Here is a 25,318-nt window from a genome sequence, read left to right as displayed (position 1 = left end):
CATGAATCTGTTGTGGGTTTTTGCTGCCGTCGCGCCTGTCGCGCTTGCTTCGCTTTTCGGGTTCGCCGCCCGCATCGATCCGACGTCGGGCCGCTGGCGCACGAGAAGGAGTACGCGAAAAGACACGCCTTCGGACGCTTGAGTCAGCAAGCGCTACTGCTTGCAGCGAATCACCATCGAACGATTCTTGATGTTCGCGCCGAAGATGCCCGCCACCGATCCGCCCGAAGTCGCGCCGTTGTCGGCGTCTTTCGAGATCACGTCGTAGCCGTACGCGCCGCACACTTCGCCTGCTTGCTTGTAGCACGCCGCCCAGCTCGTGCTCGCGTCGCTGCCGCTGCAGTTGATCGCGAAGCCCGTGTCGCCCGAGGGCAGGTACGTCATCGTGGCGGTGTGCGCGCAGCCGGCCAGCGCGCCGCTCAAAGCCGCCGCCGCGAACAGCGCGGCCGCGGTCATTGTGTTTCCAAATCTCATTCTCTTCCTCGTAACGGCCGCGCGCTTCTTTAGCGCGGCGGCAAATAACGCGACGGGTCCGTCGAGCGGCCCATGTAGCGCACCTCGAAGTGCAGCATCGTGCGATCGCTGTCCGTGTCGCCCATTTCGGCGATCTGCTGTCCCTGCTGCACCGTCTGGCCTTCTTTCACCAGCAGCGTGCGATTGTGGGCGTAGGCGGTCAGATAGTCGTCGTTATGCTTGACGATCAGCATGTTGCCGTAGCCGCGCAGGCCGTTGCCGGCGTAGACGACGCTGCCTGTCGCCGCCGCCACGACCGGCGTGCCCGCCGAGTTCGCGATGTCGATGCCTTTCGAATTCTTGCCGTCGAAGCCGCGAATCACGCTGCCTTGCGCCGGCCATACCAGTGAGACGCCCGGTCCCGGCTTCGCCGGTGCATCGGCCTTTGCTTCGCTCTTTGCGGTGGTGGCTGCGCCGGCCGACGTCGCCCCGGACGCGCTCCCGCTGCCCGCAGGCGGCTCGACGCGCAGCACCTGGCCGACTTCGATGGCGTCCGGATTCGTGAGCGCGTTCCAGCGCGCGATGTTCCTCGTCGACGTGCGGTTTTCCCGCGCGATCTTCGAGAGCGTGTCGCCGCGCTGCACGCGATAGTAGCCCGGCGCGACCGGGGCGGAGCCACACGCGGCGAGCACCGCGACCAAGGATGCGACGACCGATGCGCGGACGACCTGTCCAATTCTTTTCTGCAAAACCTGACCTCGTAAAGCGCCGCCGCGCGTCGGGCGGCGGCGGATCGGAAGGCAGGATTTTACCGTCCCGCATTTCTGCGCACAGAAAGGCGCCTGCGAGCCGGCGCCCCGTGCTGCTGCTGTTCAGGGCGCTGACGTGACGACGAGCCGAAGCGACGCCGTCTCGGTCTTGCCCGGCGCGAGCCAGCGCAGGCCGTGGCCGTTGTGGATGGCGTCGGGCAGGCCGATCCACGGCTCGACGCAATAGAAGTCCGACGTATCCGATTCGGTCCACGTCGTGACGGCGTACCACGGCACCGAATCCGGCTGTTGCAGTTCGAAGCTCACGGTGCGGTTCGGCAAGACGAGCCGCACGGGTTCGTCGGAAGGTCCCGTCAGGCAGTGAAAGCAATCGACGATACTCGCATCCGCCAGCGAATAGCGCGGCGCGCCGGTTCCGGCGTCGGTGATGGAACCGTCGGGCAACTGACGCCGCCGCTCCGTGCGCGGCAACTGGACGCTGCTGTGCGCGCGCTGATCGTGCGGCAGATGAAAGTAGAAGTGGTGCCCCGCGTAGTAAGGCAGCGCGACTTCGCCCGGATTCGATGTCGTGAGCTCGACCTCCAGCGTCGCGCCATCGATGAGACGATAGGCCGCCTCGAAGCGGAATGCGAACGGGTAGCCCTCGCGCGTCGCGTCGCTGTCCACGAGCGTCATGCGCACGCCGTGGCCGTCGGCATCGCGCGTGGAAGAGAAGGGCAGATTGCGTGCGAAGCCGTGCGTCGGCAGCGCATGCACGGCGCCGTCCGGATCGCGCCATTTGCCGATTTCCGCATCGACGAAATGCCGCCCGAGAAACGGGAACAGCAACGGATTGCCGCCGCGAATCTTCGCGGCATTCGACCAGGCGGTTTCATCGAGCGGATCCGGCCAGTGGATGACCGGCTCGCCGCCGACGCGCCAGGTCATGAGCCGGCCGCCCGCATGCGGCGCAAGCTGGATGACCGCGCCGTCGCGCTCGATTTCGATGACGTCTTTCTCGGATGACATGATGGCAACGCACTCCGTTCAATGGCCGACTGGTTCAAGGATTCGTCGATTCTGCCTTGGATTGTTCTAGGCATAAACCCTTTGCGGGAAACTGCGACTGCCCGGCGCAATCGCGATGTGTTGTTATATATACCTAATGTGAGGAACCAGACGGACAGGAGTCGACATGGATCTGGCGATGGCAATGGGCGTCGCGATGTTCAGCCTCTTCGGCGCGAGCACGGCGGTCTTTCTCTATAAACTCAAGGGATGAAACCCAAACAAACGGTCTCGCGTTTCTTTCGGTTTTATTGGACTCTGCTTTCCGTTTTATTCTGATTCGCCGACGTTCTCCTGTCGGTGTCCATTTGTGTGCGCAAGCCGCTTGGCGCTGGGTTTTCCCCTAGGCATAATCGGTCCCGGCTTGCGCGCCGCACCAATTTTTTTCCCTCCTCTCCTTGCTCGCGCCATACGGCGCGGCGAGCGATTTCGCGGCGCGTCCTTCATTTCTCCACGACAAGGACCGACGCGTGACTCTCTGGTTTCTCGTATTTCTCAGCGTGCTTCAAGGCGTAACCGAGCTCTTTCCGGTGAGCAGCCTCGGCCATACACTGCTGGTTCCCGGTTTGATCGGCATGCATATCGACAAGCACGCGCCGCAGTTGCTGCCGTTTCTCGTCGCGCTGCATCTCGGCACGGCGCTCGCGCTGCTCTGGTATTTCCGCAAGCGCTGGATTGCGCTTATCGGCGGCTGGTTCGCCTCCTTCGGCGGACGCCGCAACGATGACGCGCACATGATGTGGGCGCTCATCATCGGCACGATTCCGACGGGCATCGTCGGCCTATTGCTCGAGAAGCGGCTGGAGGCGATTTTTCATGACCTGCGAATCGTCGCCGCGGCGCTGATCGTCAACGGCGTGTTGCTGTGGCTCGGCGATCGCCTGCAGAAGAGCCGCGCCGCGCGCGCACCGGAGAAGCTCACGTTCAAACAGGCGTTTCTCGTCGGGCTGGCGCAGATCGGCGCGCTGATTCCCGGCTTCTCGCGTAGCGGCCTGACGATGATTGCAGGCGTCGGCGCAGGTCTGACGGCTGAAGCGGCAGCGGAATTCTCGTTCCTGCTCGGCACGCCGATCATCTTCGCGGCGGGCGTCCTCGAGTTGCCGAAGCTCTTCCACGCGCCGGGCCAACTGTTCGACGCCGTGCTCGGCGGCGTGCTGACGGGCATCGCCGCTTACCTGAGCGTTCGGTTCCTGATGCGCTATTTCGAAGGCCACGGCAAGCTCGCGTCGTTCGGCGTGTATTGCGTGATCGCGGGCATCTTCTTCCTGGGCTGGTTCATGATGCACGCGCAGCCGGTTTGATGCCTGCGACCGCGCGGTAGGGCGGATGAGGTAAAATCCCGGCTCTCCCGGCTGCGCGACTTCCGCGTGCAGCCGTCACCCGCCCTTAGCTCAGTTGGATAGAGCAACGGCCTTCTAAGCCGTAGGTCACACGTTCGAATCGTGTAGGGCGGGCCAATGGAATATCGAAGGGCCACGCTTTGCGTGGCCCTTCGTCGTTTCGGCTCTCCCGGTTCATGTTCTTGCGCCTATTCATTAGATATCCTACTGAACGTATAAAGCTCAGATCATTCCCCCATCAAACTGGCCCGCTTCCTGCCCATAGTCCCGACGCGCGCGGCGCCTCGCCACTAACGCCTCCGAACACTCCGAGCGCCGCTCGCTTGCGGTGCGCGCCTGCATCATCGCGGCGCGCGATGCACCGAATGAATCCGCGAAAGAGGGCGCATGAACAAACGAGCCTACGAATCGAGTACGGCGCAATGCGCGCTATGGAACCGCAGGCAACTGCGCGTCGAACGTGAAGCGCGGCGCGTGCTCGTCGCGTCGACTGAGCGCGCGCTCGGCGAATCGCTCGTCAAGCTGTTCGATCTCAAGGGCTTCCCCGCGCGATTCGTCGCCGATGTGTCCTCGCTCCGGCAAGGCGTCAGCGAATGGCATCCGCACGTGCTGTTCATCGATACGCGCATCGGCGGATGCGCTCACTACGCGCTCGTCCGCGAACTCCGGGCGCATCCGGACGACGCGACGCGTCTCGTCGTCGCGATGAGCGGCTTTCTGCCTGAAGAACCGCTCGCCGTGCTGAAAGAAGCGGGCTACGACGGTCATTGTCGCCGCCCGTGTCCAGTGTGGCAGATGACCGATATCCTCGACGAGTACTTCGCCTGCCACCTCGTGCGCTAACGGACAACTTGTGTCACGAGACGCGAGCCTGAAAGCGAGCCGAGATCGGTCAGAAATCCGAGTGCCGCCTCATGCTATTCTCGCTGCACGCCGGCTGGCGGTCGAGAAGGTCGACGCGCCCGGCGCCGCACGACTTCGCAACGAGGAGAATCTTCATGCCGATCCATCATCGAGCACCCGCTCGCGCCTGCATCCGCACGACCGTGGCCGTCGCGTTCGCCGTCGCCAGCGCGGGCGCTTTCGCGGCCAACCTGGGCTTTCTGAATAACACGCCGATCACGTACATGAAGCAGCGCGATCTTCAGGCGCTCAACAAGGCTGCGCAAACCGCGCTCGATACCAAGAATGACGGCGAATCGCTCGACTGGAACAACGAAGGCACCGGCAACACGGTGCCGATCAACGGCACCGTGACGCCGCAGAACACGTTCGATTCGGACGGGCTCAAGTGCCGCAAGATTACTCTGGTCGCCAATGCGAAAGGGCAGACGCAGACATGGGCCCCCACCGCCTGCAAGCAAGCCGACGGCAAATGGAAGCTGAAAAAACAATGAGCATGAGCGGAGCGAACGCGCGATGACCGGCCGCACCGTATCTTGCGGTGTCGTCATTCTGAACGCACAGGGCGACGTCCTGCTCTGCCATGCGACGGAAACCGCGCATTGGGACGTGCCCAAGGGACAGGCCGATCCGAACGAGAGCCCGCGCGACGCGGCGTTGCGCGAGCTCGTCGAAGAGACGGGCATCGTGCTATCGGCCGAGCGCCTTGCGCATCTGAAGGATCTTGGCCGCTTCGTCTATCGACGCGACAAGGACCTGCACCTTTTCGCGGTGCGCGTCGCGGACGACGAAGTGGACCTGGCCAAGTGCGTGTGCGAGTCGTACTTCCCACGCTATAGCGACGGCACCATGATTCCGGAGATGGATGCCTACCGCTGGGTCAGTCCCGCGGAAGTCGACCGCTTCGCGAGCCGCAGTCTCGCGCGACTTTTTGAAACGACGCTCTCGCTCGCCGAACTGCACGAAACGCTCGACTGAACGCTCACTTGCGCCTTAGTCGACGCGCCGGTCGTTCGGATGCGCGAAGAGCGCCTTCATCTCCGGCGACATCGGGAATCGCAGGTTGATGCCGTCGGGCGGGATCGGCTGCATGAACCACGCTTCGTAGAGTTTCGCGGCTTCGCCGCTGCGCTGCATGTTCGCGATCACGTCGTCGACCATGCGCTTGAACACCGGATCGCCTCTGCGCATCATGCAGCCGTAAGTCTCCGTCGCGAGCGATTCGCCCGTCACCATATAGTCGCTGCGCGCCGCCCCTTGCTCGGCGATCTGTCCGTAGAGCAACGGATCGTCCATGACGAACGCAACCGCGCGATCGTTCTTCAGTGCTCCGAACGCTTCCGCATGGTCGCGCGCGCTGATGATGCGCATGTTCAGCTTGCGCTCCATCGTCATCTGCCGAAGGATGCGCTCATCCGACGTGCCCGCCGTCGTCGCGACGGTCTTGCCGGCGAGATCCGCGTAGTCGCGAATGCCCGACTTGCGCTTCACCGCCATGTGGATGCCGTACTGAAAGATGCTGTTGGAAAACGCGACGAGCGGATCGCGCTCCGCGATATGCGCCGTCGAGCCGCATTCCAGATCGATCTGGTTGTTGACCACGTAGGAGATGCGGTTCGCGGACGTGACGACCACGTTCTTGATCGCGAGATTCGGCATGTTGAGCCGCCGCTTGACTTCGTCGACGACCTTGAGCGCGATGGCATACGAATAGCCCGTCGGCTGCTGCCGCACCATGTACGAGAACGGCACCGACGACTCGCGCGCGCCCAGCACGATAGCGCCGTTCTCCGCGATCTTGCGCAGCGTCGCCGACGGCGGCATCTGATCGACGGCGGCCTGCGCGGAAGCGATATCCGACGCCGCGGCCGCGCGGGCGACCGGGCAGGCGAGGGCAAGCGCCGCCGCCATCGCGCAGACCATGCGAACTGCGGGCGATTGCGGCTCTTTCATGGTGTCCTCGCTCGGAGCGTGAGCCTTCGCGCGATCACGCCGGCTTGCCCCAACTGTCGCGCAAGCTGACGATCCGGTTGAACACCGGCTTGCCCGGCTGCGAATCGACGCGATCTGCGACGAAGTAGCCGTGCCGCTCGAACTGGAAGCGGTCTTCCGGCATGGCTTCGCGGGCGCTCGGCTCCAGATACGCATTCACGACGCGCTTCGAGTCGGGATTCAGCGCGTCCAGAAACTCCGCGCCGCCCGCGCCCGGCTGCGGCTCCTTGAACAGACGGTCGTAGATGCGCACTTCGGCGGGGTAGGCCGTGGCCGCGCTGACCCAATGGATCGTGCCCTTGACCTTGTACGCGTTCGCGCCTTCGGTGCCCGACTTGCTGTCGGGGAAGTAGTTGCAATGGACGGCGGTCACGTTGCCGTTCTCGTCCTTGTCCGCGCCCGTGCATTCCACGACGAAGCCGTACTTCAGCCGAACCTTGTTGCCCGGGAACAGCCGGAAGTAGCCCTTCGGCGGCGTTTCCTGAAAGTCTTCGCGCTCGATCCACAGTTCGCGCGAAAACGGAAACGTGCGCGTGCCACGGTCCGGATGATGCGGATGCACCGGCGCGCTGCACTCGTCGGTCTGGCCTTCCGGATAGTTGTCGATGACGAGCTTCAGCGGATCGAGCACGGCGATGGCGCGCGGCGCTTTCTCGTCGAGATCGTCGCGCAGCGCGCCTTCGAGCACGCTCATGTCGATCCACGAATCCACCTTCGTCACGCCGACGCGCTCGACCATCAGGCGGATGCTTTCCGGCGTGAAGCCGCGACGCCGCACGCCGACGATGGTCGGCATGCGCGGATCGTCCCAGCCCTCGACGTGATTCTCTTGCACCAGTTGCAGCAGCTTGCGCTTGCTCGTGATCGCATACGTGAGGTTCAGGCGCGAGAACTCGATTTGCTGCGGCAGCGGACGCTCGAAGACGCCGTCGTTCGCCAGCTGCGCGAGAAACCAGTCGTACAGCGGACGATGATCCTCGAATTCCAGCGTACACAGCGAATGCGTGATGTTTTCCAGCGCATCCGACACGCAATGCGCGTAGTCGTACATCGGGTAGATGCACCACGTGTCGCCGGTACGGTAGTGATGCGCGAACCGGATGCGGTAGATGACCGGATCGCGCATGTTGAAGTTGGGCGAGGCCATGTCGATCTTCGCGCGCAGGACGTGCTCGCCTTCCTTGAACTCGCCCGCCTTCATGCGGCGGAAGAGGTCGAGGTTCTCCTCGGGCGTGCGGTCGCGATACGGCGAGTTGATGCCCGCTTCGGTGGCCGAGCCGCGCGTCGCGCGCATCTCTTCGGCGCTCTGGCTGTCGACGTACGCCTGACCCTTCGCGATCAGCATTTCCGCGAACTCGTACAGCTTGTCGTAATAGTCGCTCGCGAAGTACTTGTGCTCGCGGCCGCCCTTGTTCCAGTCGTAGCCGAGCCACTTCACGGCGTCGATGATGGACTCCACGTACTCGACGCTTTCCTTCTCGGGATTGGTGTCGTCGAAACGCAGATGGCACACGCCGCCGTAGTCCGCGGCCAGCCCGAAGTTCACGCAGATGCTCTTCGCATGGCCGATGTGCAGGTAGCCGTTCGGCTCGGGCGGAAAACGCGTCTCGACCCGCTGCGCCCATTTGCCGGAGCGGTTGTCGTCTTCGATGATGTTGCGGATGAAATTGGATGGCGCCGGGGCGTCGTTGCGATCGGTGTTCATGCGAAAAAGAGTGCCAACGGATGCGCTCGCGTGTGATCGGTTCGGCAACCGTTCCGCGCGGCTCGGAAACGGGTTCGAATCATGACTGGATATCGGGTCGATTCTACCTTACGCAACCGGCGCGGGCAGGCGGGTTGCGCCTCGCCGCCGGCGGGTCATGCGCGAGACGTTTGGTAACGACGGTAACGGGACGTAAATCGCCTTGTGAGCCGCATCGGGCGGATTTTATGATCGGCTCGCCACGTCGGGTGACGGCCCGGCGAAGGACACAACAAGACATCACAACGACAACACAAGCAAAAGAAGGAACCCAGCCATGAAGAAGATCGCTATCACGACCATCAAGCTCGCCGCGGCCGCCGCGCTCGTTTCGAGCCTCGCCGCGTGCTCGGGGATGTCGCGCCAGCAGGCGCACGCCGGCGTCGGCGCCGCTGCCGGCGGCGCGCTCGGCTATGTGCTCACGGGCGGCCCGCTCGGCACGGTCGCGGGCGCGGCGGCGGGCGGTCTGATCGGCGCGGGCGTGCGCTGATCTCGGCTCAGATCGCCTTCGACGCCCGTAGTCGCGCGATTTTCTCGTCGTCGTAACCGAGCACGTCGGCGAGCACGCTCGCCGTATGCTCGCCGAGCATCGGCGGATGCGTGCGCGCTTCGGGCGGCGTCGCGCTCATCTTGATCGGGCTCGCGACGAGCTTCACCGCGCCGCCTTCCGGATGCGGCAAGTCGATCTGCATCCGGCGCGCGACCACCTGCGGGTCGTCGAACACTTCCGCGAGATCGTTGATCGGTCCGCACGGCACGCCCGCCGCTTCGAGCGCCGCGAGCCATGCATGCTTGCCGCGCTCGCGCACCATGTCCGCGAGAATCGGCACGAGCAGATCACGATTGCGCACGCGTGACGGGTTCGTCGCGAAGCGCGGATCGTCGGCCAGCTCGGCGCGTCCGCCCGCTTCGACGAACTTGCGGAACTGTCCGTCGTTGCCGACCGCGACGATGATCCAGCCATCGCTCGTCTGGAAGGTCTGATACGGCACGATGTTCGGGTGCGCGTTGCCCCAGCGCACCGGCGGCTTGCCGCTCGCGAGGAAGTTCGTGTTCATGTTGGCGAGCATTGCAACCTGCACGTCGAGCAGCGCCATGTCGATGTACTGGCCTTCACCGGTCCGGTCGCGATGACTCAGGGCCGCCAGCACGCCGACGGTCGCGTACATGCCGGTCATCAGGTCCGCAATCGCGACGCCGGCCTTCTGCGGGCCGCCGCCCGGCTGGCCGTCGCGCTCGCCGGTGATGCTCATGAAGCCGCCGATGCCCTGAATGATGAAGTCGTAGCCCGCGCGCTGCGCATACGGACCGGTCTGCCCGAAGCCCGTCACCGAGCAATAGACGATGTCCGGCTTCACCTGCTTCAGCGATTCATAGTCGAGCCCGTACTTCTTCAACTGGCCGACCTTGTAGTTCTCCAGCACCACATCGCTTTGCGCCGCGAGTTCGCGCACGATGCGCTGGCCTTCTTCCGTCGCGATATCCACCGTCACCGAGCGCTTGTTGCGGTTCGCCGCCAGATAGTAGGCCGCCTCGCGCGTGTCCTCGCCGTCCGGCGTTTTCAGATACGGCGGGCCCCAGTGGCGCGTGTCGTCGCCGGTGTCGGGCCGCTCGATCTTGATGACGTCCGCGCCGAGATCGGCCAGGGTCTGCGCGCACCACGGTCCCGCCAGCACGCGGGTGAGATCCAGTACGCGGATATGGCTCAGTGCTCCCATTCGATATATCGCTCGCTTGAATGTGGTTCGGTGGATCGGCTGCCTTTCACGCGACTGTCGCACGAAACCGCGCCGACGCGAAAGCAGGGCGGACGCGAACCGCGCGTAACGACTTTTGAGGACGTTTCCTTCAGGCCGTTATCGGGCGGGGCCGCGCGGCGAATCCCGTATAATCAAAGATTACCTCTGCCTGGCCGAAAGTCCTTGTCGCAAGGCCGTGCCGGGCAATACCAAAAACCGCATCAGAGAACGCAGACGCGCCCCGTACGCCATGAAAGCCGCCGAAATACGCGAGAAATTCCTGAAGTTCTTCGAATCGAAGGGCCACACGATCGTCCGCTCGTCGAGCCTCGTGCCCGGCAACGACCCGACGCTGCTTTTCACGAACTCGGGCATGGTCCAGTTCAAGGACGTGTTCCTGGGCGCCGAATCGCGGCCGTACACGCGCGCGACCACCGCGCAGCGCAGCGTGCGCGCGGGCGGCAAGCATAACGATCTGGAAAACGTCGGCTATACCGCGCGGCATCACACGTTCTTCGAGATGCTCGGCAACTTCTCGTTCGGCGACTACTTCAAGCGCGACGCCATCCACTATTGCTGGGAGCTGCTGACGAAGGTCTACATGCTGCCTGCGGACAAGCTCACCGTCACCGTCTATCAGGAAGACGACGAAGCCTACGACATCTGGGCGAAGGAAATCGGCGTGCCGACGGAGCGCATCATCCGCATCGGCGACAACAAGGGCGCGCGCTACGCATCGGACAACTTCTGGCAGATGGCCGATACCGGCCCGTGCGGTCCGTGCTCCGAAGTGTTCTACGACCACGGCCCGGAAATCTGGGGCGGCCCGCCGGGGTCCCCTGAAGAAGACGGCGACCGCTTCATCGAGATCTGGAATCTCGTGTTCATGCAGTTCAACCGCGACGCGCAGGGCAACATGACACCGCTGCCCAAGCAATGCGTGGATACCGGCATGGGGCTCGAACGTCTTGCCGCCGTGCTTCAGCACGTGCATAGCAACTACGAAATCGACCTGTTCCAGACGCTCATCAAGGCCGCCGGCCGCGAAACGAACACGGCCGATCTGGAAAACAACTCGCTGAAGGTGATCGCGGACCACATCCGCGCGTGCTCGTTCCTGATCGTCGACGGCGTGATTCCCGGCAACGAAGGCCGCGGTTACGTGCTGCGCCGTATCGTGCGCCGCGCGATCCGCCATGGCTACAAGCTCGGCAAGAAGAGCGCGTTCTTCCACAAGCTCGTGGCCGATCTCGTCGCGGAAATGGGCGCGGCGTATCCGGAACTTAAAGACGCGCAGCAGCGCGTGACCGACGTGCTGCGTCAGGAAGAAGAGCGTTTCTTCGAGACCATCGAGCATGGCATGTCGATTCTCGAAGGCGAGCTCGCCGAGCTGGACAAGAAGGGCGTCAAGCAACTGGACGGCGAACTCGCGTTCAAGCTGCACGACACCTACGGTTTCCCGCTGGACCTGACGGCGGACGTGTGCCGCGAGCGCGGCGTGACGGTCGACGAACCGGCTTTCGACGACGCCATGGCCCGCCAGCGCGATCAGGCGCGCGCGGCCGGCAAGTTCAAGCTCGCGCAGGGCCTCGAATACTCGGGCGCGAAGACCACGTTCCACGGCTACGACAAGGAGATTTTCGACGACGCGAAGATCGTCGCGCTGTATGTGGAAGGCGCGTCGGTTCAGCAGGCTGAAGCGGGACAACAGGCGGTCGTCGTGCTGGACCACACGCCGTTCTACGCGGAATCGGGCGGTCAGGTCGGCGACCAGGGCGTGCTCGTCAACGCGTCGACGCGCTTCGAAGTGGCCGACACGCTGAAAGTGCAGGCCGATGTCGTCGGTCATCACGGCACGGTCGCGCAGGGCACACTCAAGGTCGGCGACGTGGTAAAGGCGCAGATCGACGTCGTCCGCCGCGCGCGCACCGCTCGCAATCACTCGGCCACGCACCTGATGCACAAGGCGCTGCGCGAAGTGCTCGGCGGCCACGTGCAGCAGAAAGGCTCGCTCGTCGATGCCGACAAGACGCGCTTTGACTTCGCGCATAACGCGCCGATGACGGACGAGCAGATCCGCCGCGTCGAAGAGATCGTGAACGCGGAGATTCTGGCGAACGCGCCGGGCGTCGTGCGCGTCATGCCGTACGACGAAGCGGTGAAGGGCGGCGCAATGGCCCTCTTCGGCGAGAAATACGGCGACACGGTGCGCGTGCTCGATCTCGGCTTCTCGCGCGAGCTCTGCGGCGGCACGCACGTGCAGCGCACGGGCGACATCGGCTTCTTCAAGATCGTGATGGAAGGCGGCGTGGCAGCGGGCATTCGCCGCGTCGAGGCCATCACCGGCGACAACGCAGTGCGTTATGTGCAGGATCTCGACGCGCGCATCAACGCGGCGGCGAGCGTGTTGAAGGCGCAGCCCTCGGAACTGACGCAGCGCATCGGACAGGTTCAGGAGCACGTGAAGTCGCTCGAAAAGGAACTGGCCGCGCTGAAGTCTAAGCTCGCGTCGAGCCAGGGCGATGAACTCGTCTCGCAGGCGGTGGACGTCTCCGGCGTTCAGGTGCTCGCCGCCGAACTCGAAGGCGCGGACGTGAAGACGCTGCGCGAAACCGTCGACAAGCTGAAGGACAAGCTGAAGAGCGCGGCGATCGTGCTCGCATCGGTCGACGGCGGCAAGGTGAGCCTGATCGCGGGCGTGACGCCGGATGCATCGAAGAAAGTGAAGGCAGGCGAGCTCGTCAACTTCGTCGCGCAGCAAGTGGGCGGCAAGGGCGGCGGACGTCCCGACATGGCGCAGGCGGGTGGCACGGAGCCGGCCAAGCTCCCGGCCGCGCTCGCGGGCGTCACGGGCTGGGTGCAGCAACAGCTCTAAACGCGCGCTTCACGCAAAGCGGTCCGAAGCGGTCCGAAGCGGTCCAAAGCGGTCCAAAGCGGCCCGATCGGCGAAATGCTGATCGGGCCGTTCTCGTTTCATGATTACAGGCTGTCAGGCATAGCGCGTGCAACGCCGGTTTCTCTAACCACAAAGGGAGATGAACCATGAATCGCACATTCGCATCCGTTTTGCTCGCCACCGCGATGATCGCTTCGGCGGGAGCGGCGCAGGCGAAGGGCTGTATGGAAGGCGCGGCCGTCGGCGGCGTCGCGGGGCACGTGGCGGGCAAGCATGGCACGGCGGGCGCGGTCGGCGGCTGCGCGATCGGCCATCACGAAGCCAACAAGAAAGACAAGAAGGCTCAACAGGCAGCGGCAGCAAGCGCGCCGAGCGGCAAGTAAGCCGTAGCACGCGGGCGGCTGGCGGCCCGCTTGCCGCCCACTCGCCGCCCACTTGCCGCCCACTTGCCGCTCGCGTTCGCCGGGCGCGCGCAGAGCGGCATCGCGTGACCGCGCCCGCGCGACCGAACCGCTAAAATGGCCGGCATCGCGTGCGGACGAATATCTTCCGCGCGCTGCCCCGAGCCATGACAGCGATTCCCATGACAGCGCCCACGCCACTCACCCAGCATTTCGCCTCCGACAACTACGCCGGCATCTGCCCCGAGGCGCTCGCCGCGCTCGTCGAGGCCAACACCAGCGGCCACGAGCCCGCGTATGGCGACGATTCGTGGACCGCGCGCGTGTGCGACCGCATCCGCGAACTGTTCCAGACCGATTGCGAAGTCTTCTTCGTCTTCAACGGCACGGCCGCCAATTCGCTCGCTTTGGCTTCGCTGTGCCAGTCGTATCACTCGGTCATTTGCCACGAACTCGCGCATATCGAAACCGACGAATGCGGCGGTCCGGAGTTCTTCTCCGGCGGCTCGAAGCTGCTCACGGCGAAGGGCGAAAACGGCAAGCTCACGCCCGATGCCATCGAGGAACTCGTGACGAAGCGCGCCGACATTCATTATCCGAAGCCGAAGGTGGTCGCGCTCACGCAGGCGACGGAAGTGGGCACCGTCTATACCGTCGAGGAAGTGCGCGCGATCGCCGCTATCGCGAAGCGCCGGCATCTGAAGGTGCATATGGACGGCGCGCGTTTTGCAAATGCCGTCGCGACGCTGAACGTGCATCCGTCCGAGATCACGTGGCGCGCGGGCGTCGACGTGCTGTGCTTCGGCGGCACGAAGAACGGTCTGCCGGTCGGCGAGGCGGTCGTGTTCTTCGACAAGGCGCTCGCCACGGACTTCGCATACCGCCTGAAGCAGGCCGGGCAGCTCGCATCGAAGATGCGCTTCATCTCGGCGCCGTGGCTGGGCCTGCTCGATGACGACGTGTGGCTGCGCAACGCCCGCCATTCGAACGCCATGGCGCAACTCATGGCCGAACGCCTCGCGGACATTCCCGGCGTGAACGTGCTGTTCAAGCCCGAGGCGAACGCGGTGTTCGCGGAACTGCCCGCGCATGTTTCCGCGGCGCTGCGGGCGAAGGGCTGGCGCTTCTATCAGTTCATCGGCTCGGGTGGCTGCCGGTTGATGTGCGCATGGGACACGAAGCAGGAAACCGTCGAGCGTTTCACCGACGAAGTGCGCGCCCTTAGCACGGCGCGCTGATTCCCGCGTGCCTGCGCGCGCGGCGGACCCCGATTGACACGTTCGCCGCGCGGCTCCAACATGGCCGCACTCATTCACGCGACCTCACCGACGCCACCGCCCGCCATGGCCTTCATCTTCTATCTGACGCATATCCATCTCGGCTACGACTCGCTCGACATGCTGCAAAGCGAATGCGCGCGCATCGGCATGAAACGGCCGCTCGTCATCACCGACAAGGGCGTCGCGGCGGCGGGCCTGTCCGCGCGCGTGATCGAAAGCGCGAAGCTCGGCGCGCTGCCCGTATTCGACGACACGCCATCCAACCCGACCGAAGCGATGGTCATGCAAGCGGCCGCGCAGTACAAGCGCGAAGGCTGCGACGGCTTGATCGCGGTCGGCGGCGGCTCGTCGATCGATCTCGCGAAGGGTGTCGCGATTGCCGCCACGCATGACGAGCCGCTCACGCACTACGCGACCATCGAAGGCGGCAGCGGCAAGATCACGGAGCGCGCCGCGCCGCTCATCGCGGTGCCGACCACGTCCGGCACCGGCAGCGAAGTGGCGCGCGGCGCGATCATCATCCTGAACGACGGTCGCAAGCTCGGCTTCCATTCGTGGCACCTGCTGCCGAAATCCGCCATCTGCGATCCTTCGCTCACGCTCGGCCTGCCGCCCGGCCTCACCGCCGCGACCGGCATGGACGCGATCGCGCATTGCATCGAAACGTTCCTCGCGCCGGCGTTCAATCCGCCCGCGGACGGCATCGCGCTCGACGGGCTCGAACGCGCGTGGGCGAACATCGAGCGAGCCACGCGCGACGGTCAGGACCGCGACGCGCGCCTCAACATGATGTCGGCGTCAATGCAAGGCGCGATGGCGTTTCAAAAGGGACTCGGCTGCGTGCATTCGCTGTCGCATCCGCTGGGCGGCCTCGCGGTGAACGGACGCACGTCGCTGCATCACGGCACGCTGAACGCCGTCGTTCTGCCCGCCGTGCTGCGCTTCAATGAAAGCGCGCCGACCGTCGTCGCCGAGCGCCGTTTCGAGCGCATGCGCCGCGTGATGAACCTCGCGGATAACGCGGATGTCGCGCAGGCGCTTCACGACATGACCGAACGCCTCGGCTTGCCGACGCGTCTCTCGCAAATGGGCGTGGACGAAAGCATGTTCGACAAGGTGGTGCAAGGCGCGCTCGCGGACCATTGCCACAAGACGAACCCGCGCGAGGCGAGCGCCGACGACTATCGTCGCATGCTGATGGAATCGCTCTGAACCATGACCAAGCCGGTTCCAACCACGCGAGCGGATTACCCGCACTTTCTCGCGATCAGCACGCGCTGGTCGGACAACGACGTGTATGGGCACGTCAATAACGTCGTCTATTACAGCTACTTCGATACGGTGGTGAACGAGTATCTATTGCGCCAGGGCGTGCTCGATTTCACCGAAGGCGAGACGATCGGGCTCGTCGTCGAGACGCGCTGCAATTACTTCGCGCCGCTGATGTTTCCGCAACGCATCGACGCGGGCTTGCGCGTGGAACGGCTCGGCACGTCGAGCGTGCGCTATGAAGTCGGCATCTTCGCGGAAGGCTCGGACGAGGCGGCCGCGCAAGGGCATTTCGTGCATGTGTACGTGGATCGCGTGACGCGCAGGCCGGTGCCGTTGCCCGCGCCCCTCGTCGATGCGTTGAAGCCGCTCGTCAACGCCTGAGGGTGTCGTGTCGCTTCAGTGGTTCACTGTCAGCCTGCTGAACGGCGTGAGTGTCGGGCTGCTGCTTTTCATGCTGTCGGCCGGTCTCACGCTGATCTTTTCGATGCTCGGCGTCCTCAACTTCGCGCACGCGAGCTTCTACATGCTGGGCGCGTATGTCGGTCAAGCGCTTGCCGTTCACGCTGGATTCTGGGTCGCGCTCGTCGTTGCGCCGCTCGTTGTCGGTTCGCTCGGCGCGCTGTTCGAGCGATATCTTCTGCGACGCGTGCATGCGCGCGGCGCGCTTGCGGAACTGCTGCTGACATTCGGCGCGGCCATGGTGATCGGCGAGGGCGTCAAGCTCGTCTGGGGCCTCGGTCCCTTGCCCGCGACGATCCCTCACGCGCTCGACGGCCCGCTCTTCACGCTGTACGGCGCGGCCTTTCCGCGCTATCGCGTGTTCATGATGACGCTTTCCATCGCCATGCTCGGCTTGCTCGCCATCGTGCTTCGCACATCGCGCACGGGCCTGGTCGTGCGCGCCGCGCTGACGCATCCGGCAACCGTCGAGACGCTCGGCCACGACGTGCCGCGCGTTTTCACGACGGTCTTCGCGGTCGGCACCGCGCTTGCCGCGCTCGCCGGCGTGATCGGCGCGCCGCTTGCCGTCATCGAACCCGCAATGGCCGATGCGGTCGGGCCCATCGTGTTCGTCGTCGTGGTGATAGGCGGCATCGGCTCGCTGTCGGGCGCGCTCGTCGCGTCGCTGTTGATCGGCTGCGCTCAGACGTTCGCGGTCGGCTCGACGGCATCGGCGGGCAGTATCGCGGCATCGTTCGACATGACGTTGCCCGATGCATGGAGCGCGCTGACGCTCGCGCAGCTCGCGCCGGTGCTGCCGTATCTGCTGCTCGTGGCGATGCTCGCGGCGCGCCCGCACGGATTCATGGGCGAGCGCACGCGCGATGCATAGGTCGGTCCCGTTCGTCCTGCTAATGGCCGCGCTCGCGCTGCCGCCGATTTTCTTCCATCAATCGTGGTTGCTCGCGTATCTCGCGCAGACGGCGACGTTGATCGTCTTCGCGCTCTCGTACAACCTGCTGCTCGGCGAAGCCGGCTTGCTGTCGTTCGGGCATGCGGTATATGCGGGCCTCGGCGCGTTCGCCGCCGCGCATGTCTTCAACGGCTTGCGCGTGCCCTTGCCGCTGTTGCCGCTCATCGGTGGATGTGCCGCCGCGCTGGCCGCCGGGCCCATCGGCGCGATCTCGACGCAGCGCGCGGGCACCGCATTCGCGATGATCACGCTCGGCATCGGCGAGCTCGTCGCGGCGAGCGTGTGGCTGATTCCCGGCTGGTTCGGCGGCGAGGGCGGCGTGAGCATCGACCGCGCGAGCGGGCCGCCGTTCTTCGCGTGGACGTTCGGCCCGCTATGGCAGGCGTATGCGCTGATCGCGTGCTGGTGCATCGTCTCGACACTCGCGATGTTCGCGTTCACCCGCACGCCGATGTGCCGGCTCGCCAACGCCGTGCGGGACGACCCGGCGCGCGCCGCAGCCATCGGCTTCGCGCCGCGCCGCGTGCGCTTCACGATGCTCGTGACGTCGGCGTTCTTCGCGGGCGTCGCGGGCGTGCTGTCGCTCGTCAGTGTCGAACTCGTGTCGGCTGAAAGCGTCGGGCTCGCGCGCTCGACGGGCGTGCTCGTGGCAACGGTGATCGGCGGCACGGCATCGTTCTTCGGTCCCGTCATCGGCGCGGTACTGCTGACGTTTTTCAGCGTAGGCGTCGCGAGCGTGTCCGCCGCCTGGCCGATGTACCTCGGGCTTTTCTTCATGTGGGCGGTCGTCGCGCTGCCGGATGGCATCGCGGGCCTTGTAACGCGTGATAGGCGTGCCTTCGCCTTGAGCGTGCTGAGCGCGATTGCGTGGGGCGTTGCAGTGGTGGTCGCCGTCGAGACGCTCTATGCGCGGCACGCCGATTCGGCCACGCTGCCGCGCGGCGCATCATGGATCGTGGTGCCGTGCGCGTTGCTCGGGTTGTGGCTCGCTCGCTTGGCCGCGAGAAAGGGGCGCGCGCGATGACGTCGGCACTGCGCGTCGAAGGCATCATCAAGCGATTCGGCGCGACCGAAGTTTTGCGCGGCGTCGATCTGTGCATCGAGAAGGGCGAGCGGCACGCGATCATCGGACCGAACGGTGCGGGCAAGTCGACGCTCTTCGATCTGATCTCGGGCCGCGCGAAGCCGGACGCGGGCCGCATTGTCGCGCAGGGCGTCGATATCACCGGCAAGCCGCCGCAGCGCGTGAGCCGCGTGCTCGCGCGCAGCTTCCAGACGACGAGCGTGTTCGCGCGGCTCTCCGTGTTTGACAACCTTCGGTGCGCGGTGCTGGGCGCGGCGTCGTCGCGATGGGTGGACCGCTGGTTCCGCTCCCGAGCGGTCGACGAGCGTGCCCGCGCGATGCTCGATGCCATCGGTCTTTCTTCACGCGCCGACGAGCCCGCCGCGCGCCTCACGTATGCCGAGCAGCGCGCGCTGGATCTGGGCATCGCGCTCGCCACCGATGCGCCGCTCATTCTGCTCGACGAACCCACTGCGGGCATGAATCGCGCGGAAGCGGCGCGCGCGCTCGCCTTGATTCGCGCGACGACGGAAGGCCGCACGCTGCTCGTCATCGAACACGACATGGATGCGGTGTTCTCGCTTGCGGATCGCGTGTCGGTGCTCGTTCGAGGGCGCGTGATCGCATCCGATACGCCCGATGCCATCCGCCGCAATCATGATGTGCAGGAGGCTTATCTGGGAGCGGCGCCATGAGCGGGCTTTTGCGCATCGAGCACTTGCGCGCGTGGTACGACGCGGCGCAGGTGCTGCATGGCGTGAACTTGTCGGTTGCAGAAGGCGAGGCGGTCGCGCTTGTCGGCCGCAATGGTTCGGGCCGTTCGACGCTGGCGAAAGCGATTGTGGGCCTCGTGCGATGCGCGGGCGATATGCGTTATCGCGACGTGCAACTCGTCGGACAGCGGGCGTTTCGCATCGCGCGGCTGGGCATCGGCTATGTGCCGGAAACGCGCGATGTATTTCCCGCCCTGAGCGTGCGCGAGAACCTCGCGCTCGGCGAACGTAAAGGCACGCGCTTCGCCTTCGACGATGCGTACGCGCTCTTTCCTGCGTTGAAGGAGCGTGCGTCGGTGAAGGCCGGCGCGCTGTCGGGCGGCGAGCAGCAGATGCTCGCGCTCGCACGCACGCTGATGGGCGATCCATCGCTTATCGTCATCGACGAGCCCGGCGAAGGACTCGCGCCGCAGGTCATCGCGCAAGTGGCCGCGTGCCTCGCGACGCTGCGCGAACGCGGCGTGGCGATACTGCTGATCGAGGAGCGGCTCACGATCGCGCGCATGCTCGATGCGCGCGTCGCAGTGATGGGACACGGTGCGGTGCGCTTCGACGGTTCACTCGCGCAACTCGATCAGCGTGACGACGTGGTGCGCGAGTGGTTGTCGGTAGGGTGACTCAGCCCTGGCTATCGCGCTCCACGATCCATTCGTGCTTTGGATCGTTCTTGAAGTGCCACGTCCGCTTGTCGCCCGCCATGACGTTCAGATAGTAGTTGTCATAGCCATACGGCACGACGACCGGATGATAGCCGCGCGGCACCATCACGACATCGCGATCTTCCACGGCCATGGTTTCGTCGAGATCGCGTTCGTCGGTATAGACGCGCTGGAACGCAAACCCTTGCGGCGGGTTCAAGCGATGGTAATACGTCTCTTCGAGCGCGCTCTCGGTTGGTACGTTATCCTGATCATGCTTGTGAGGAGGATAACTCGATGCATGTCCGCCGGGCGTTCTCACTTCCACCACGAGCAGCGACTCGGCGGTTTCGGTTTGCGGGAGAATATCGCAGACGTAGCGCGTATTCGCGTGTTTGCCGCGCGTCGAGCGTTTCATCTGCGAAGGTTCGATCAAGCGCGGCGGATAAAGCCCCGTTGCAGGCGCGCTTGCCACCGCAAGCTCTGTTTCGCGCTCGGCCCGCACGATGGCGGCGAGCTTCGGCGGCACATAGACCGCATACGGCGCGGCGTCTTCGAACACGCTGTCGCGCGAGCCGATCGACTGCCAATGCTCGTCGCCGGCTTCGATGCTCACCGTCCCGGTCAGCACGACGATGCAGCTTTCGCGATCCGCGTCGTACACGTGGACGACGTCGTCCGCATCCATGCGATACGCGGCGAAGCCCACATGCTTCCAGCCAGCGGAATCCGGTGTGACGCGCGCGATGGTCTGGCCTTCGCGCGATGCTTTCACTAGCAGGCTCATGCCGCCTCCTTGTACGTTGCATCGACGAGTGCGCGCAGCGTGCGATAGCCCTTGTCGGCATACGCATAGCTCGGCGCAATCACGGGGTCTTGTTCCGCTTCCACCACGAGCCAGCCGCGATAGTCATGCGCAGCAAGAGACGCGACGATGCCGGGATAGTCCACCGCGCCGTCGCCCGGCACGGTGAACGCGCCGTTGATCACCGCATCGAGAAAGCTCCAGTTGCGGTTACGCGCGAGCTTCACGATATCGGTCCGCACATCCTTGCAATGCACATGGCACACGCGCGCAATGTGCCTTTGCAGCACGCTCAACGCATCGCCGCCAGCAAACGTGATATGGCCAGCATCGAAGAGCAGGCCGACGTCAGCGCTCGTCAGCGCCATCAAGCGGTCTACGTCCGCCGGGGTTTCGACATACGCGCCCATGTGATGATGATAGGCGACGCGCACGCCCTTAGAAAGCGTGTACTCGGCAAAGCGGTTCAGACGCTCGGCGTATTGCGACCATTGCGCATCCGAGAAGAAGCGCGGACGCTGATACAACGGACGCGGCGCGCCTTGAATCGAATCGGCGACTTCGCCATAGACCATGACGGTCGCGCCGTTTTGCGCAAGGAGGTCGAGATGCGGACCGACCGCTTCGATCTCTTCTTCCACGCTGCGTCGCGCGAGCTGGCCGGAATACCAGCCGGAGACGAGCGCGAGATCGTATTGCGCGAGCAGCGTCTTCAACGCTTGCGGCTCGCGCGGGAACTTGTTGCCGAGCTCGAAGCCTTCATAGCCGATGCGCTTGCCTTCGGTCAGCGCGACGGAGAGCGGCGTCTCGCCGCCGAGCGAAGGCAAGTCGTCGTTCATCCATGACAAGGGATTGATGCCGATGCGGACATTCAGGGGCATGGTGTCGTGTCCTTTTGATGCCTAGTCGATGTTGCCTGCGCGAGCCTTCAGCGCGCGTTCATACTTCGCGCGCGCGGACATGACCGCATCGCGATCCGAGACTTCGGGCACCGCCACTTCCCACCACCATCCGCCTTCTTCGGTGGTGCGGGCGGGATCGGTGTCGATGGAGATCAGATAGCTGCGATCGGCGGCACGCGCGCGCTTCATCGCGTCCTGCAATTCATTGACGTTGGCGACGTGTTCCGCGAGCGCGCCCATCGAACGCGCGTGCAGGGCAAAGTCGATCTGCGGCGCGCCTGACCCGCCTTGCTTGCAATCGTCGAGCAGATTGTTGAAGGGCGCGCCGCCGCACGCCTGCTGCAAGCGGTTGATGCAGCCATAGCCGCGATTGTCGAGCAGCACGACGATCAGCTTCGCGCCGAGCATCACCGATGTAGCAAGCTCGCTATTCATCATCAGATAGCTGCCGTCGCCGACGATCACGATCACTTCGCGTTCGGGCCGCGCGAGCTTCGCGCCGAGGCCGCCCGCGATTTCATAGCCCATGCACGAATAGCCGTATTCGACGTGATAGCCGCCCGGCGCGCCCGTGCGCCACAGCTTCTGCAAATCGGCGGGCAGCGTGCCTGCGGCGCAGACGACGATATCGTCGGCGGGCGACGCGTCGTGCGAGCGTTGCACCGCGCCGATCACCTCCGCTTCGCGCGGCAAGCGGCCGTCAGGCGGCGGCGTGTTCGTGACGTGCGCGACGGTCTCGCGCCAGTCGTTCGCAAGACGTTGCGCACGCGTGGTCCATTCGGGCGCCGCACGCCAGTCGCCGAGCGCATCTGACAGCGCATCGAGCGCGAGACGCGCATCTGCTTCGACGGCCACGGCGTTCTGCTTGAGCGCATCGAACGGATTGGCGTTGATGGCGAGAAGTCGCGTCGCCGAGAAGAGCGTATTCGATCCCGTCGTGAAGTCCTGCAAGCGCGTGCCAATGGCAAGCACGCAATCGCTCGCGTGCGCCAGTTCGTTCGCGGACGATGATCCCGTCACGCCGATGCCGCCCACGTTCAACGCGTCGTCCCACGCGAGCGCGCCCTTGCCGGCCTGCGTTTCCGCGACCGGAATGCCGTGCTTGTGCGCGAAGTCGCGCAGCGCCCGAGTAGCAAGTCCGTACAGCACGCCGCCGCCCGACACGATCATCGGCTCGCGCGATTCACGCAGCAACGCCGCGGCACGCTCGATCTCGCGGGACGATGCGGCCGGCGCATGAAACTCGACTGCACGCGGCTCGAAGAACGAAGCAGGGTAGTCATACGCCATCGCCTGCACGTCTTGCGGCAGCGCGAGCGTCACCGGGCCGCATTGCGCGGCATCGGTCAGCACGCGAATGGCGCGCGGCAATGCGCTCAACAACTGCGCGGGATGCACGATGCGATCGAAGTAACGCGACACGGCCTTCAGCGCATCGTTCGCCGATGCCCCGCCATCATGCGCATCTTCGACTTGCTGCAACACGGGATCGGGCGCGCGCGAGACGAAGATATCGCCGGGCAAGAGCAGCACCGGCAAGCGGTTGACATGCGCGAGCGCGGCCGCTGTGACGAGATTCGTCGCGCCCGGCCCGATGGATGTCGTCACCGCCATCATGCGGCGTCGCATGTGCGCCTTGGCGAAGGCAATCGCGCTATGCGCCATCGCTTGTTCGTTATGCGCGCGATACGTCGGCAATTCCTCGCGATGCCGGTACAGCGCCTCGCCCATGCCCGCGACATTGCCATGTCCGAAGATCGCGAATACGCCGCCGAACAGCGGCTCGCCGTGTTCCGTGGAGAGCGCCGCAAGATAGCGCACGAGCGCCTGCGCGGCGGTCAGTCTGATGGTGGAAGCCACTGCGTTCATGCGGCTTGCTCCTGAGTTGCGTGAAGGGTCTTTATATCGGCTGTCGTGTCCTGCGATGCGCGCGCGTCGCGCCATGCCGCGATCAAAGTCTCGAACGTGCGGCGCACGCGGGCGATGAGTTCGTCGTCGCTTATCTCACCCGCCAGCCATGCGTGGCTCGGCTCATGAAAGATGGTGCGGCCTACAGTAAAGCCTTTGCATGTCTTCGACGAAGCCGCTTCCCTGAAGCCATCGCGCAACTGATCGACGCCCGCGGACAATCCCAGCAGCACGACGCCGCGACAATACGGATCGCGCTCCGCGATCAGGCCATCGACGGCTTGCCACTGCGCTGCGCTCATCGGTTCGAGCTTCCACCATTCGGGGTATAACTGAAGGTTATAGAGCCGCTTCAGCGCGCGATACGCAGTGTCGTCCGCAACGGGCGGCCCGTTCTTCGGCACGATCACTTCGAGCAGCAGTTCGTGGCCGCTTGCCTGCACCGCATCGTAGAGCGCGCGCAGTTGCGCTTCCTGTTCGAGCCGCACGTCATGCGGATGATCCGGGTGATAGTGAACCAGGCACTTCACCACATGCTCGCGCGGCCATTCGATGAGCGTCGTGCCGATAGAGCGGCCATGATCGAAGACGAGCGGCATCGAGCCGGGCAGCTCCACCGGCCGGCCGATCCACCAGCCGCGCCCCGTTGCCGCGTTCAGCGCATCCTGTCCGTAGCGGTCGTCGATCAACACGCCGATACGTCCTTCGAGTTGCAACTCTTTCTCCGTCTGCGCGACCGCTTCGACGAACAAGCCTTTGAGCGCCGCTATGCGCGCTTCATTTGCGCCGGTTTGCTGCGCGAGTTCGAAGAACTGATTGCGATGATCGAACGCGAAGCCCAGCACTTCGTCCCATGCCTTGCGCGCAGGGCTCACGCGATGCAGCCGCGCGAGCGTCGAGTCGCGGTCGGGGCGGCGCATGCGTGCCGGGTCCTGTTTCGCTGCGGCGAGGAAATAGTCGAGTTCGGCGGGCGTCGGCATGGCGGGCGCGCAGCCGTGTCGCGAAACGACGAGCGCGCCGCACGCATTCGCCGCGCTCGCGCAGGCTTCGAGCGGCGCGTCGCACAGCCATCCGGAGAGGAAACCGGAGGCGAACGCATCGCCTGCGCCGAGCACGTTCAGCACTTCCACTTCGACGCCACCGTGAACCGGCGCGTCGTCGATGGAAGCGGGCACCGCGCCTTCGATGATCGAACATCCGAGCGGCCCGCGCTTGACCACGAGGGTCGCGCTCGTGACAGTGCGCACCGTCGTGAGCGCATCGATGAGACGGTCCTTTCCGCCCGCGATACGGAACTCTTCTTCGGTGCCGATCACGAGATCCATCAGCGGCAAGATGCGCTGCAAATGCGCGGTCACGCCTTCGTTGGCGACAAAGCGCGTCTCGCCGTCGGCCTTGCCCGTGAGACCCCACAACACTGGCCGATAGTCGATGTCGAGTATCGTGCGAACCTGATTGCGCCGCGCATATTCGAGCGCGCGGCGGCTCGTGCGGTTCACGTGCTCCGTCGAGAAGTGCGTGCCGGTGATGAGCAGCGCCTTCGATGACGCGATATACGCTTCGTCGAAATCGCTTTCGTCGACGGCCATGTCCGCGCAGTTCTCGCGATAGAAGACGAGCGGAAACGTATCGCGGTCTTCTATGCCGAGCAGCACGAGCGCGGTCAGCCGCTCGGGATCGATCCGAACGTGGCTGATATCGCAGCCTTCGCGCGCGAGCGTCTCGGTGAGAAAGCGCCCCATGTGGTCATTGCCGACGCGTGCGAGCATCGACGACCTGAGCCCGAGCCGCGCGCAGCCGAACGCGATGTTGGCGGACGATCCGCCGAGGTACTTTGCAAACGTCGATACGTCTTCGAGCCGCGCGCCGACTTGCTGCGCGTACAAATCGACGGCGAGACGCCCGAGGCACACGATATCGCGCGTGCGATCCGGCGCGAAACGGGATGTAATTTGTGCAGGCATGAATGATGTCCTCG

General features: G+C 64.9%; 24 protein-coding genes and 1 tRNA gene. 15 read left to right on the top strand and 10 right to left on the bottom strand.

The window, feature by feature from the left end; translation table 11 throughout:
- Positions 1–153 precede the first annotated feature (153 nt).
- From NCR37_RS08960 to NCR37_RS08950, 3 genes are all read right to left on the bottom strand, one after another.
- Positions 154–474: a hypothetical protein gene (locus NCR37_RS08960; RefSeq protein WP_502800502.1), complete on the bottom strand. Its 321-nt coding sequence runs from the start codon at positions 472–474 to the stop codon at positions 154–156.
- A 29-nt stretch (positions 475–503) separates the two neighbouring features.
- On the bottom strand, positions 504–1,202 hold the full coding sequence (locus NCR37_RS08955; RefSeq protein ID WP_250472681.1) for a peptidoglycan DD-metalloendopeptidase family protein: 699 nt from the start codon (positions 1,200–1,202) through the stop codon (positions 504–506).
- 123 nt (positions 1,203–1,325) lie between these two features.
- Positions 1,326–2,231 (bottom strand): aldose epimerase family protein, encoded by a 906-nt coding sequence (locus tag NCR37_RS08950; RefSeq protein ID WP_250472680.1) that lies wholly within the window; start codon positions 2,229–2,231, stop codon positions 1,326–1,328.
- Positions 2,232–2,740: 509 nt separating this feature from the next.
- Between NCR37_RS08950 and NCR37_RS08945 the strand changes: the two genes are divergently transcribed.
- The 5 genes from NCR37_RS08945 to NCR37_RS08925 all read left to right on the top strand — a co-directional run bounded on the left by NCR37_RS08945 (position 2,741) and on the right by NCR37_RS08925 (position 5,491).
- Positions 2,741–3,571, top strand: coding sequence for an undecaprenyl-diphosphate phosphatase (locus NCR37_RS08945; RefSeq protein ID WP_250472679.1), 831 nt, complete (start codon positions 2,741–2,743; stop codon positions 3,569–3,571).
- 79 nt (positions 3,572–3,650) lie between these two features.
- Positions 3,651–3,727: transfer RNA gene (locus tag NCR37_RS08940), tRNA-Arg, on the top strand.
- A 270-nt stretch (positions 3,728–3,997) separates the two neighbouring features.
- Entirely contained in the window at positions 3,998–4,453 is a 456-nt protein-coding gene (locus tag NCR37_RS08935; protein ID WP_250472678.1) for a response regulator, read from the top strand.
- A 155-nt stretch (positions 4,454–4,608) separates the two neighbouring features.
- On the top strand, positions 4,609–5,007 hold the full coding sequence (locus NCR37_RS08930; protein ID WP_250472677.1) for an RT0821/Lpp0805 family surface protein: 399 nt from the start codon (positions 4,609–4,611) through the stop codon (positions 5,005–5,007).
- 22 nt (positions 5,008–5,029) lie between these two features.
- Complete coding sequence (locus NCR37_RS08925; RefSeq protein WP_250472676.1) at positions 5,030–5,491, top strand: NUDIX hydrolase; 462 nt, start codon at positions 5,030–5,032, stop codon at positions 5,489–5,491.
- A 15-nt stretch (positions 5,492–5,506) separates the two neighbouring features.
- Here NCR37_RS08925 and NCR37_RS08920 read toward each other — a convergent pair whose 3' ends face one another.
- Entirely contained in the window at positions 5,507–6,424 is a 918-nt protein-coding gene (locus NCR37_RS08920) for a transporter substrate-binding domain-containing protein (protein ID WP_502800506.1), read from the bottom strand.
- A gap of 76 nt (positions 6,425–6,500) precedes the next feature.
- On the bottom strand, positions 6,501–8,210 hold the full coding sequence (locus tag NCR37_RS08915) for a glutamine--tRNA ligase/YqeY domain fusion protein (RefSeq protein ID WP_250472675.1): 1,710 nt from the start codon (positions 8,208–8,210) through the stop codon (positions 6,501–6,503).
- A gap of 316 nt (positions 8,211–8,526) precedes the next feature.
- On the opposite strand from NCR37_RS08915, the gene NCR37_RS08910 reads away from it, so the two are divergent.
- Positions 8,527–8,739: an ornithine carbamoyltransferase gene (locus tag NCR37_RS08910; RefSeq protein ID WP_250472674.1), complete on the top strand. Its 213-nt coding sequence runs from the start codon at positions 8,527–8,529 to the stop codon at positions 8,737–8,739.
- A gap of 7 nt (positions 8,740–8,746) precedes the next feature.
- Here the strand turns inward: NCR37_RS08910 and NCR37_RS08905 are convergent, their stop codons facing one another.
- The gene (locus tag NCR37_RS08905) at positions 8,747–9,967 is read right to left on the bottom strand and encodes a CaiB/BaiF CoA transferase family protein (protein ID WP_250472673.1); all 1,221 of its coding nucleotides are present in this window, start codon (positions 9,965–9,967) and stop codon (positions 8,747–8,749) included.
- Positions 9,968–10,238: 271 nt separating this feature from the next.
- Between NCR37_RS08905 and alaS the strand changes: the two genes are divergently transcribed.
- From alaS to NCR37_RS08860, 9 genes are all read left to right on the top strand, one after another.
- Entirely contained in the window at positions 10,239–12,863 is a 2,625-nt protein-coding gene (gene alaS / locus NCR37_RS08900) for an alanine--tRNA ligase (RefSeq protein WP_250472672.1), read from the top strand.
- 167 nt (positions 12,864–13,030) lie between these two features.
- A complete protein-coding gene (locus tag NCR37_RS08895; RefSeq protein WP_159836594.1) occupies positions 13,031–13,267 on the top strand; it encodes a hypothetical protein in 237 nt (78 codons plus the stop codon).
- A 200-nt stretch (positions 13,268–13,467) separates the two neighbouring features.
- The gene (locus NCR37_RS08890; RefSeq protein ID WP_250472671.1) at positions 13,468–14,523 is read left to right on the top strand and encodes a threonine aldolase family protein; all 1,056 of its coding nucleotides are present in this window, start codon (positions 13,468–13,470) and stop codon (positions 14,521–14,523) included.
- 105 nt (positions 14,524–14,628) lie between these two features.
- Positions 14,629–15,777, top strand: a complete 1,149-nt coding sequence (gbd, locus tag NCR37_RS08885) for a 4-hydroxybutyrate dehydrogenase (protein WP_250472831.1) — start codon at positions 14,629–14,631, stop codon at positions 15,775–15,777.
- Between the two features lie 3 nt (positions 15,778–15,780).
- Positions 15,781–16,218: an acyl-CoA thioesterase gene (locus NCR37_RS08880; RefSeq protein ID WP_250472670.1), complete on the top strand. Its 438-nt coding sequence runs from the start codon at positions 15,781–15,783 to the stop codon at positions 16,216–16,218.
- Positions 16,219–16,288: 70 nt separating this feature from the next.
- The gene (locus tag NCR37_RS08875) at positions 16,289–17,170 is read left to right on the top strand and encodes a branched-chain amino acid ABC transporter permease (protein ID WP_250472830.1); all 882 of its coding nucleotides are present in this window, start codon (positions 16,289–16,291) and stop codon (positions 17,168–17,170) included.
- Entirely contained in the window at positions 17,163–18,275 is a 1,113-nt protein-coding gene (locus tag NCR37_RS08870) for a branched-chain amino acid ABC transporter permease (protein WP_250472669.1), read from the top strand. Before NCR37_RS08875 ends, NCR37_RS08870 begins: the two co-directional genes overlap by 8 nt.
- Positions 18,272–19,009 carry an ABC transporter ATP-binding protein gene (locus NCR37_RS08865; protein WP_250472668.1) on the top strand — a complete coding sequence of 246 codons (738 nt, stop codon included), beginning with the start codon at positions 18,272–18,274 and terminating at the stop codon, positions 19,007–19,009. Before NCR37_RS08870 ends, NCR37_RS08865 begins: the two co-directional genes overlap by 4 nt.
- On the top strand, positions 19,006–19,704 hold the full coding sequence (locus tag NCR37_RS08860) for an ABC transporter ATP-binding protein (protein ID WP_250472667.1): 699 nt from the start codon (positions 19,006–19,008) through the stop codon (positions 19,702–19,704). Before NCR37_RS08865 ends, NCR37_RS08860 begins: the two co-directional genes overlap by 4 nt.
- Position 19,705: 1 nt before the next feature.
- Here the strand turns inward: NCR37_RS08860 and iolB are convergent, their stop codons facing one another.
- From iolB to NCR37_RS08840, 4 genes are read right to left on the bottom strand one after another with little or no spacing between them, the layout of a single operon-like run.
- A complete protein-coding gene (gene iolB, locus NCR37_RS08855) occupies positions 19,706–20,512 on the bottom strand; it encodes a 5-deoxy-glucuronate isomerase (RefSeq protein ID WP_250472666.1) in 807 nt (268 codons plus the stop codon).
- Positions 20,509–21,411, bottom strand: coding sequence for a myo-inosose-2 dehydratase (gene iolE, locus NCR37_RS08850; protein WP_250472665.1), 903 nt, complete (start codon positions 21,409–21,411; stop codon positions 20,509–20,511). The genes iolB and iolE overlap by 4 nt, the downstream gene beginning before the upstream one ends.
- 21 nt (positions 21,412–21,432) lie before the next feature.
- A complete protein-coding gene (iolD, locus tag NCR37_RS08845; protein ID WP_250472664.1) occupies positions 21,433–23,301 on the bottom strand; it encodes a 3D-(3,5/4)-trihydroxycyclohexane-1,2-dione acylhydrolase (decyclizing) in 1,869 nt (622 codons plus the stop codon).
- Positions 23,298–25,304, bottom strand: a complete 2,007-nt coding sequence (locus tag NCR37_RS08840; protein ID WP_250472663.1) for a bifunctional 5-dehydro-2-deoxygluconokinase/5-dehydro-2-deoxyphosphogluconate aldolase — start codon at positions 25,302–25,304, stop codon at positions 23,298–23,300. Before NCR37_RS08840 ends, iolD begins: the two co-directional genes overlap by 4 nt.
- Positions 25,305–25,318 lie beyond the last annotated feature (14 nt).

The organism is Caballeronia sp. GAFFF1, from assembly GCF_023630705.1.
Lineage (GTDB): Bacteria > Pseudomonadota > Gammaproteobacteria > Burkholderiales > Burkholderiaceae > Caballeronia.
The sequence above is the reverse complement of the archived record's forward strand: the minus strand, read 5'-3'. Positions and strand labels throughout refer to the sequence as shown.

Bases quoted from the DNA above. Each gene is read 5' to 3' on its own strand.
- NCR37_RS08915 (WP_250472675.1), bottom strand. From the start codon at position 8,210: ATGAACACCGATCGCAACGACGCCCCGGCGCCATCCAATTTCATCCGC.
- NCR37_RS08905 (WP_250472673.1), bottom strand. From the start codon at position 9,967: ATGGGAGCACTGAGCCATATCCGCGTACTGGATCTCACCCGCGTGCTG.
- gbd (WP_250472831.1), top strand. From the start codon at position 14,629: ATGGCCTTCATCTTCTATCTGACGCATATCCATCTCGGCTACGACTCG.
- iolE (WP_250472665.1), bottom strand. From the start codon at position 21,411: ATGCCCCTGAATGTCCGCATCGGCATCAATCCCTTGTCATGGATGAAC.
- NCR37_RS08890 (WP_250472671.1), top strand. From the start codon at position 13,468: ATGACAGCGCCCACGCCACTCACCCAGCATTTCGCCTCCGACAACTAC.
- iolB (WP_250472666.1), bottom strand. From the start codon at position 20,512: ATGAGCCTGCTAGTGAAAGCATCGCGCGAAGGCCAGACCATCGCGCGC.
- NCR37_RS08875 (WP_250472830.1), top strand. From the start codon at position 16,289: ATGCTGTCGGCCGGTCTCACGCTGATCTTTTCGATGCTCGGCGTCCTC.
- NCR37_RS08935 (WP_250472678.1), top strand. From the start codon at position 3,998: ATGAACAAACGAGCCTACGAATCGAGTACGGCGCAATGCGCGCTATGG.
- NCR37_RS08870 (WP_250472669.1), top strand. From the start codon at position 17,163: ATGCATAGGTCGGTCCCGTTCGTCCTGCTAATGGCCGCGCTCGCGCTG.
- NCR37_RS08960 (WP_502800502.1), bottom strand. From the start codon at position 474: ATGAGATTTGGAAACACAATGACCGCGGCCGCGCTGTTCGCGGCGGCG.
- NCR37_RS08910 (WP_250472674.1), top strand. From the start codon at position 8,527: ATGAAGAAGATCGCTATCACGACCATCAAGCTCGCCGCGGCCGCCGCG.
- NCR37_RS08950 (WP_250472680.1), bottom strand. From the start codon at position 2,231: ATGTCATCCGAGAAAGACGTCATCGAAATCGAGCGCGACGGCGCGGTC.
- NCR37_RS08880 (WP_250472670.1), top strand. From the start codon at position 15,781: ATGACCAAGCCGGTTCCAACCACGCGAGCGGATTACCCGCACTTTCTC.
- NCR37_RS08865 (WP_250472668.1), top strand. From the start codon at position 18,272: ATGACGTCGGCACTGCGCGTCGAAGGCATCATCAAGCGATTCGGCGCG.
- NCR37_RS08840 (WP_250472663.1), bottom strand. From the start codon at position 25,304: ATGCCTGCACAAATTACATCCCGTTTCGCGCCGGATCGCACGCGCGAT.
- iolD (WP_250472664.1), bottom strand. From the start codon at position 23,301: ATGAACGCAGTGGCTTCCACCATCAGACTGACCGCCGCGCAGGCGCTC.
- NCR37_RS08895 (WP_159836594.1), top strand. From the start codon at position 13,031: ATGAATCGCACATTCGCATCCGTTTTGCTCGCCACCGCGATGATCGCT.
- NCR37_RS08930 (WP_250472677.1), top strand. From the start codon at position 4,609: ATGCCGATCCATCATCGAGCACCCGCTCGCGCCTGCATCCGCACGACC.
- alaS (WP_250472672.1), top strand. From the start codon at position 10,239: ATGAAAGCCGCCGAAATACGCGAGAAATTCCTGAAGTTCTTCGAATCG.
- NCR37_RS08925 (WP_250472676.1), top strand. From the start codon at position 5,030: ATGACCGGCCGCACCGTATCTTGCGGTGTCGTCATTCTGAACGCACAG.
- NCR37_RS08860 (WP_250472667.1), top strand. From the start codon at position 19,006: ATGAGCGGGCTTTTGCGCATCGAGCACTTGCGCGCGTGGTACGACGCG.
- NCR37_RS08920 (WP_502800506.1), bottom strand. From the start codon at position 6,424: ATGGCGGCGGCGCTTGCCCTCGCCTGCCCGGTCGCCCGCGCGGCCGCG.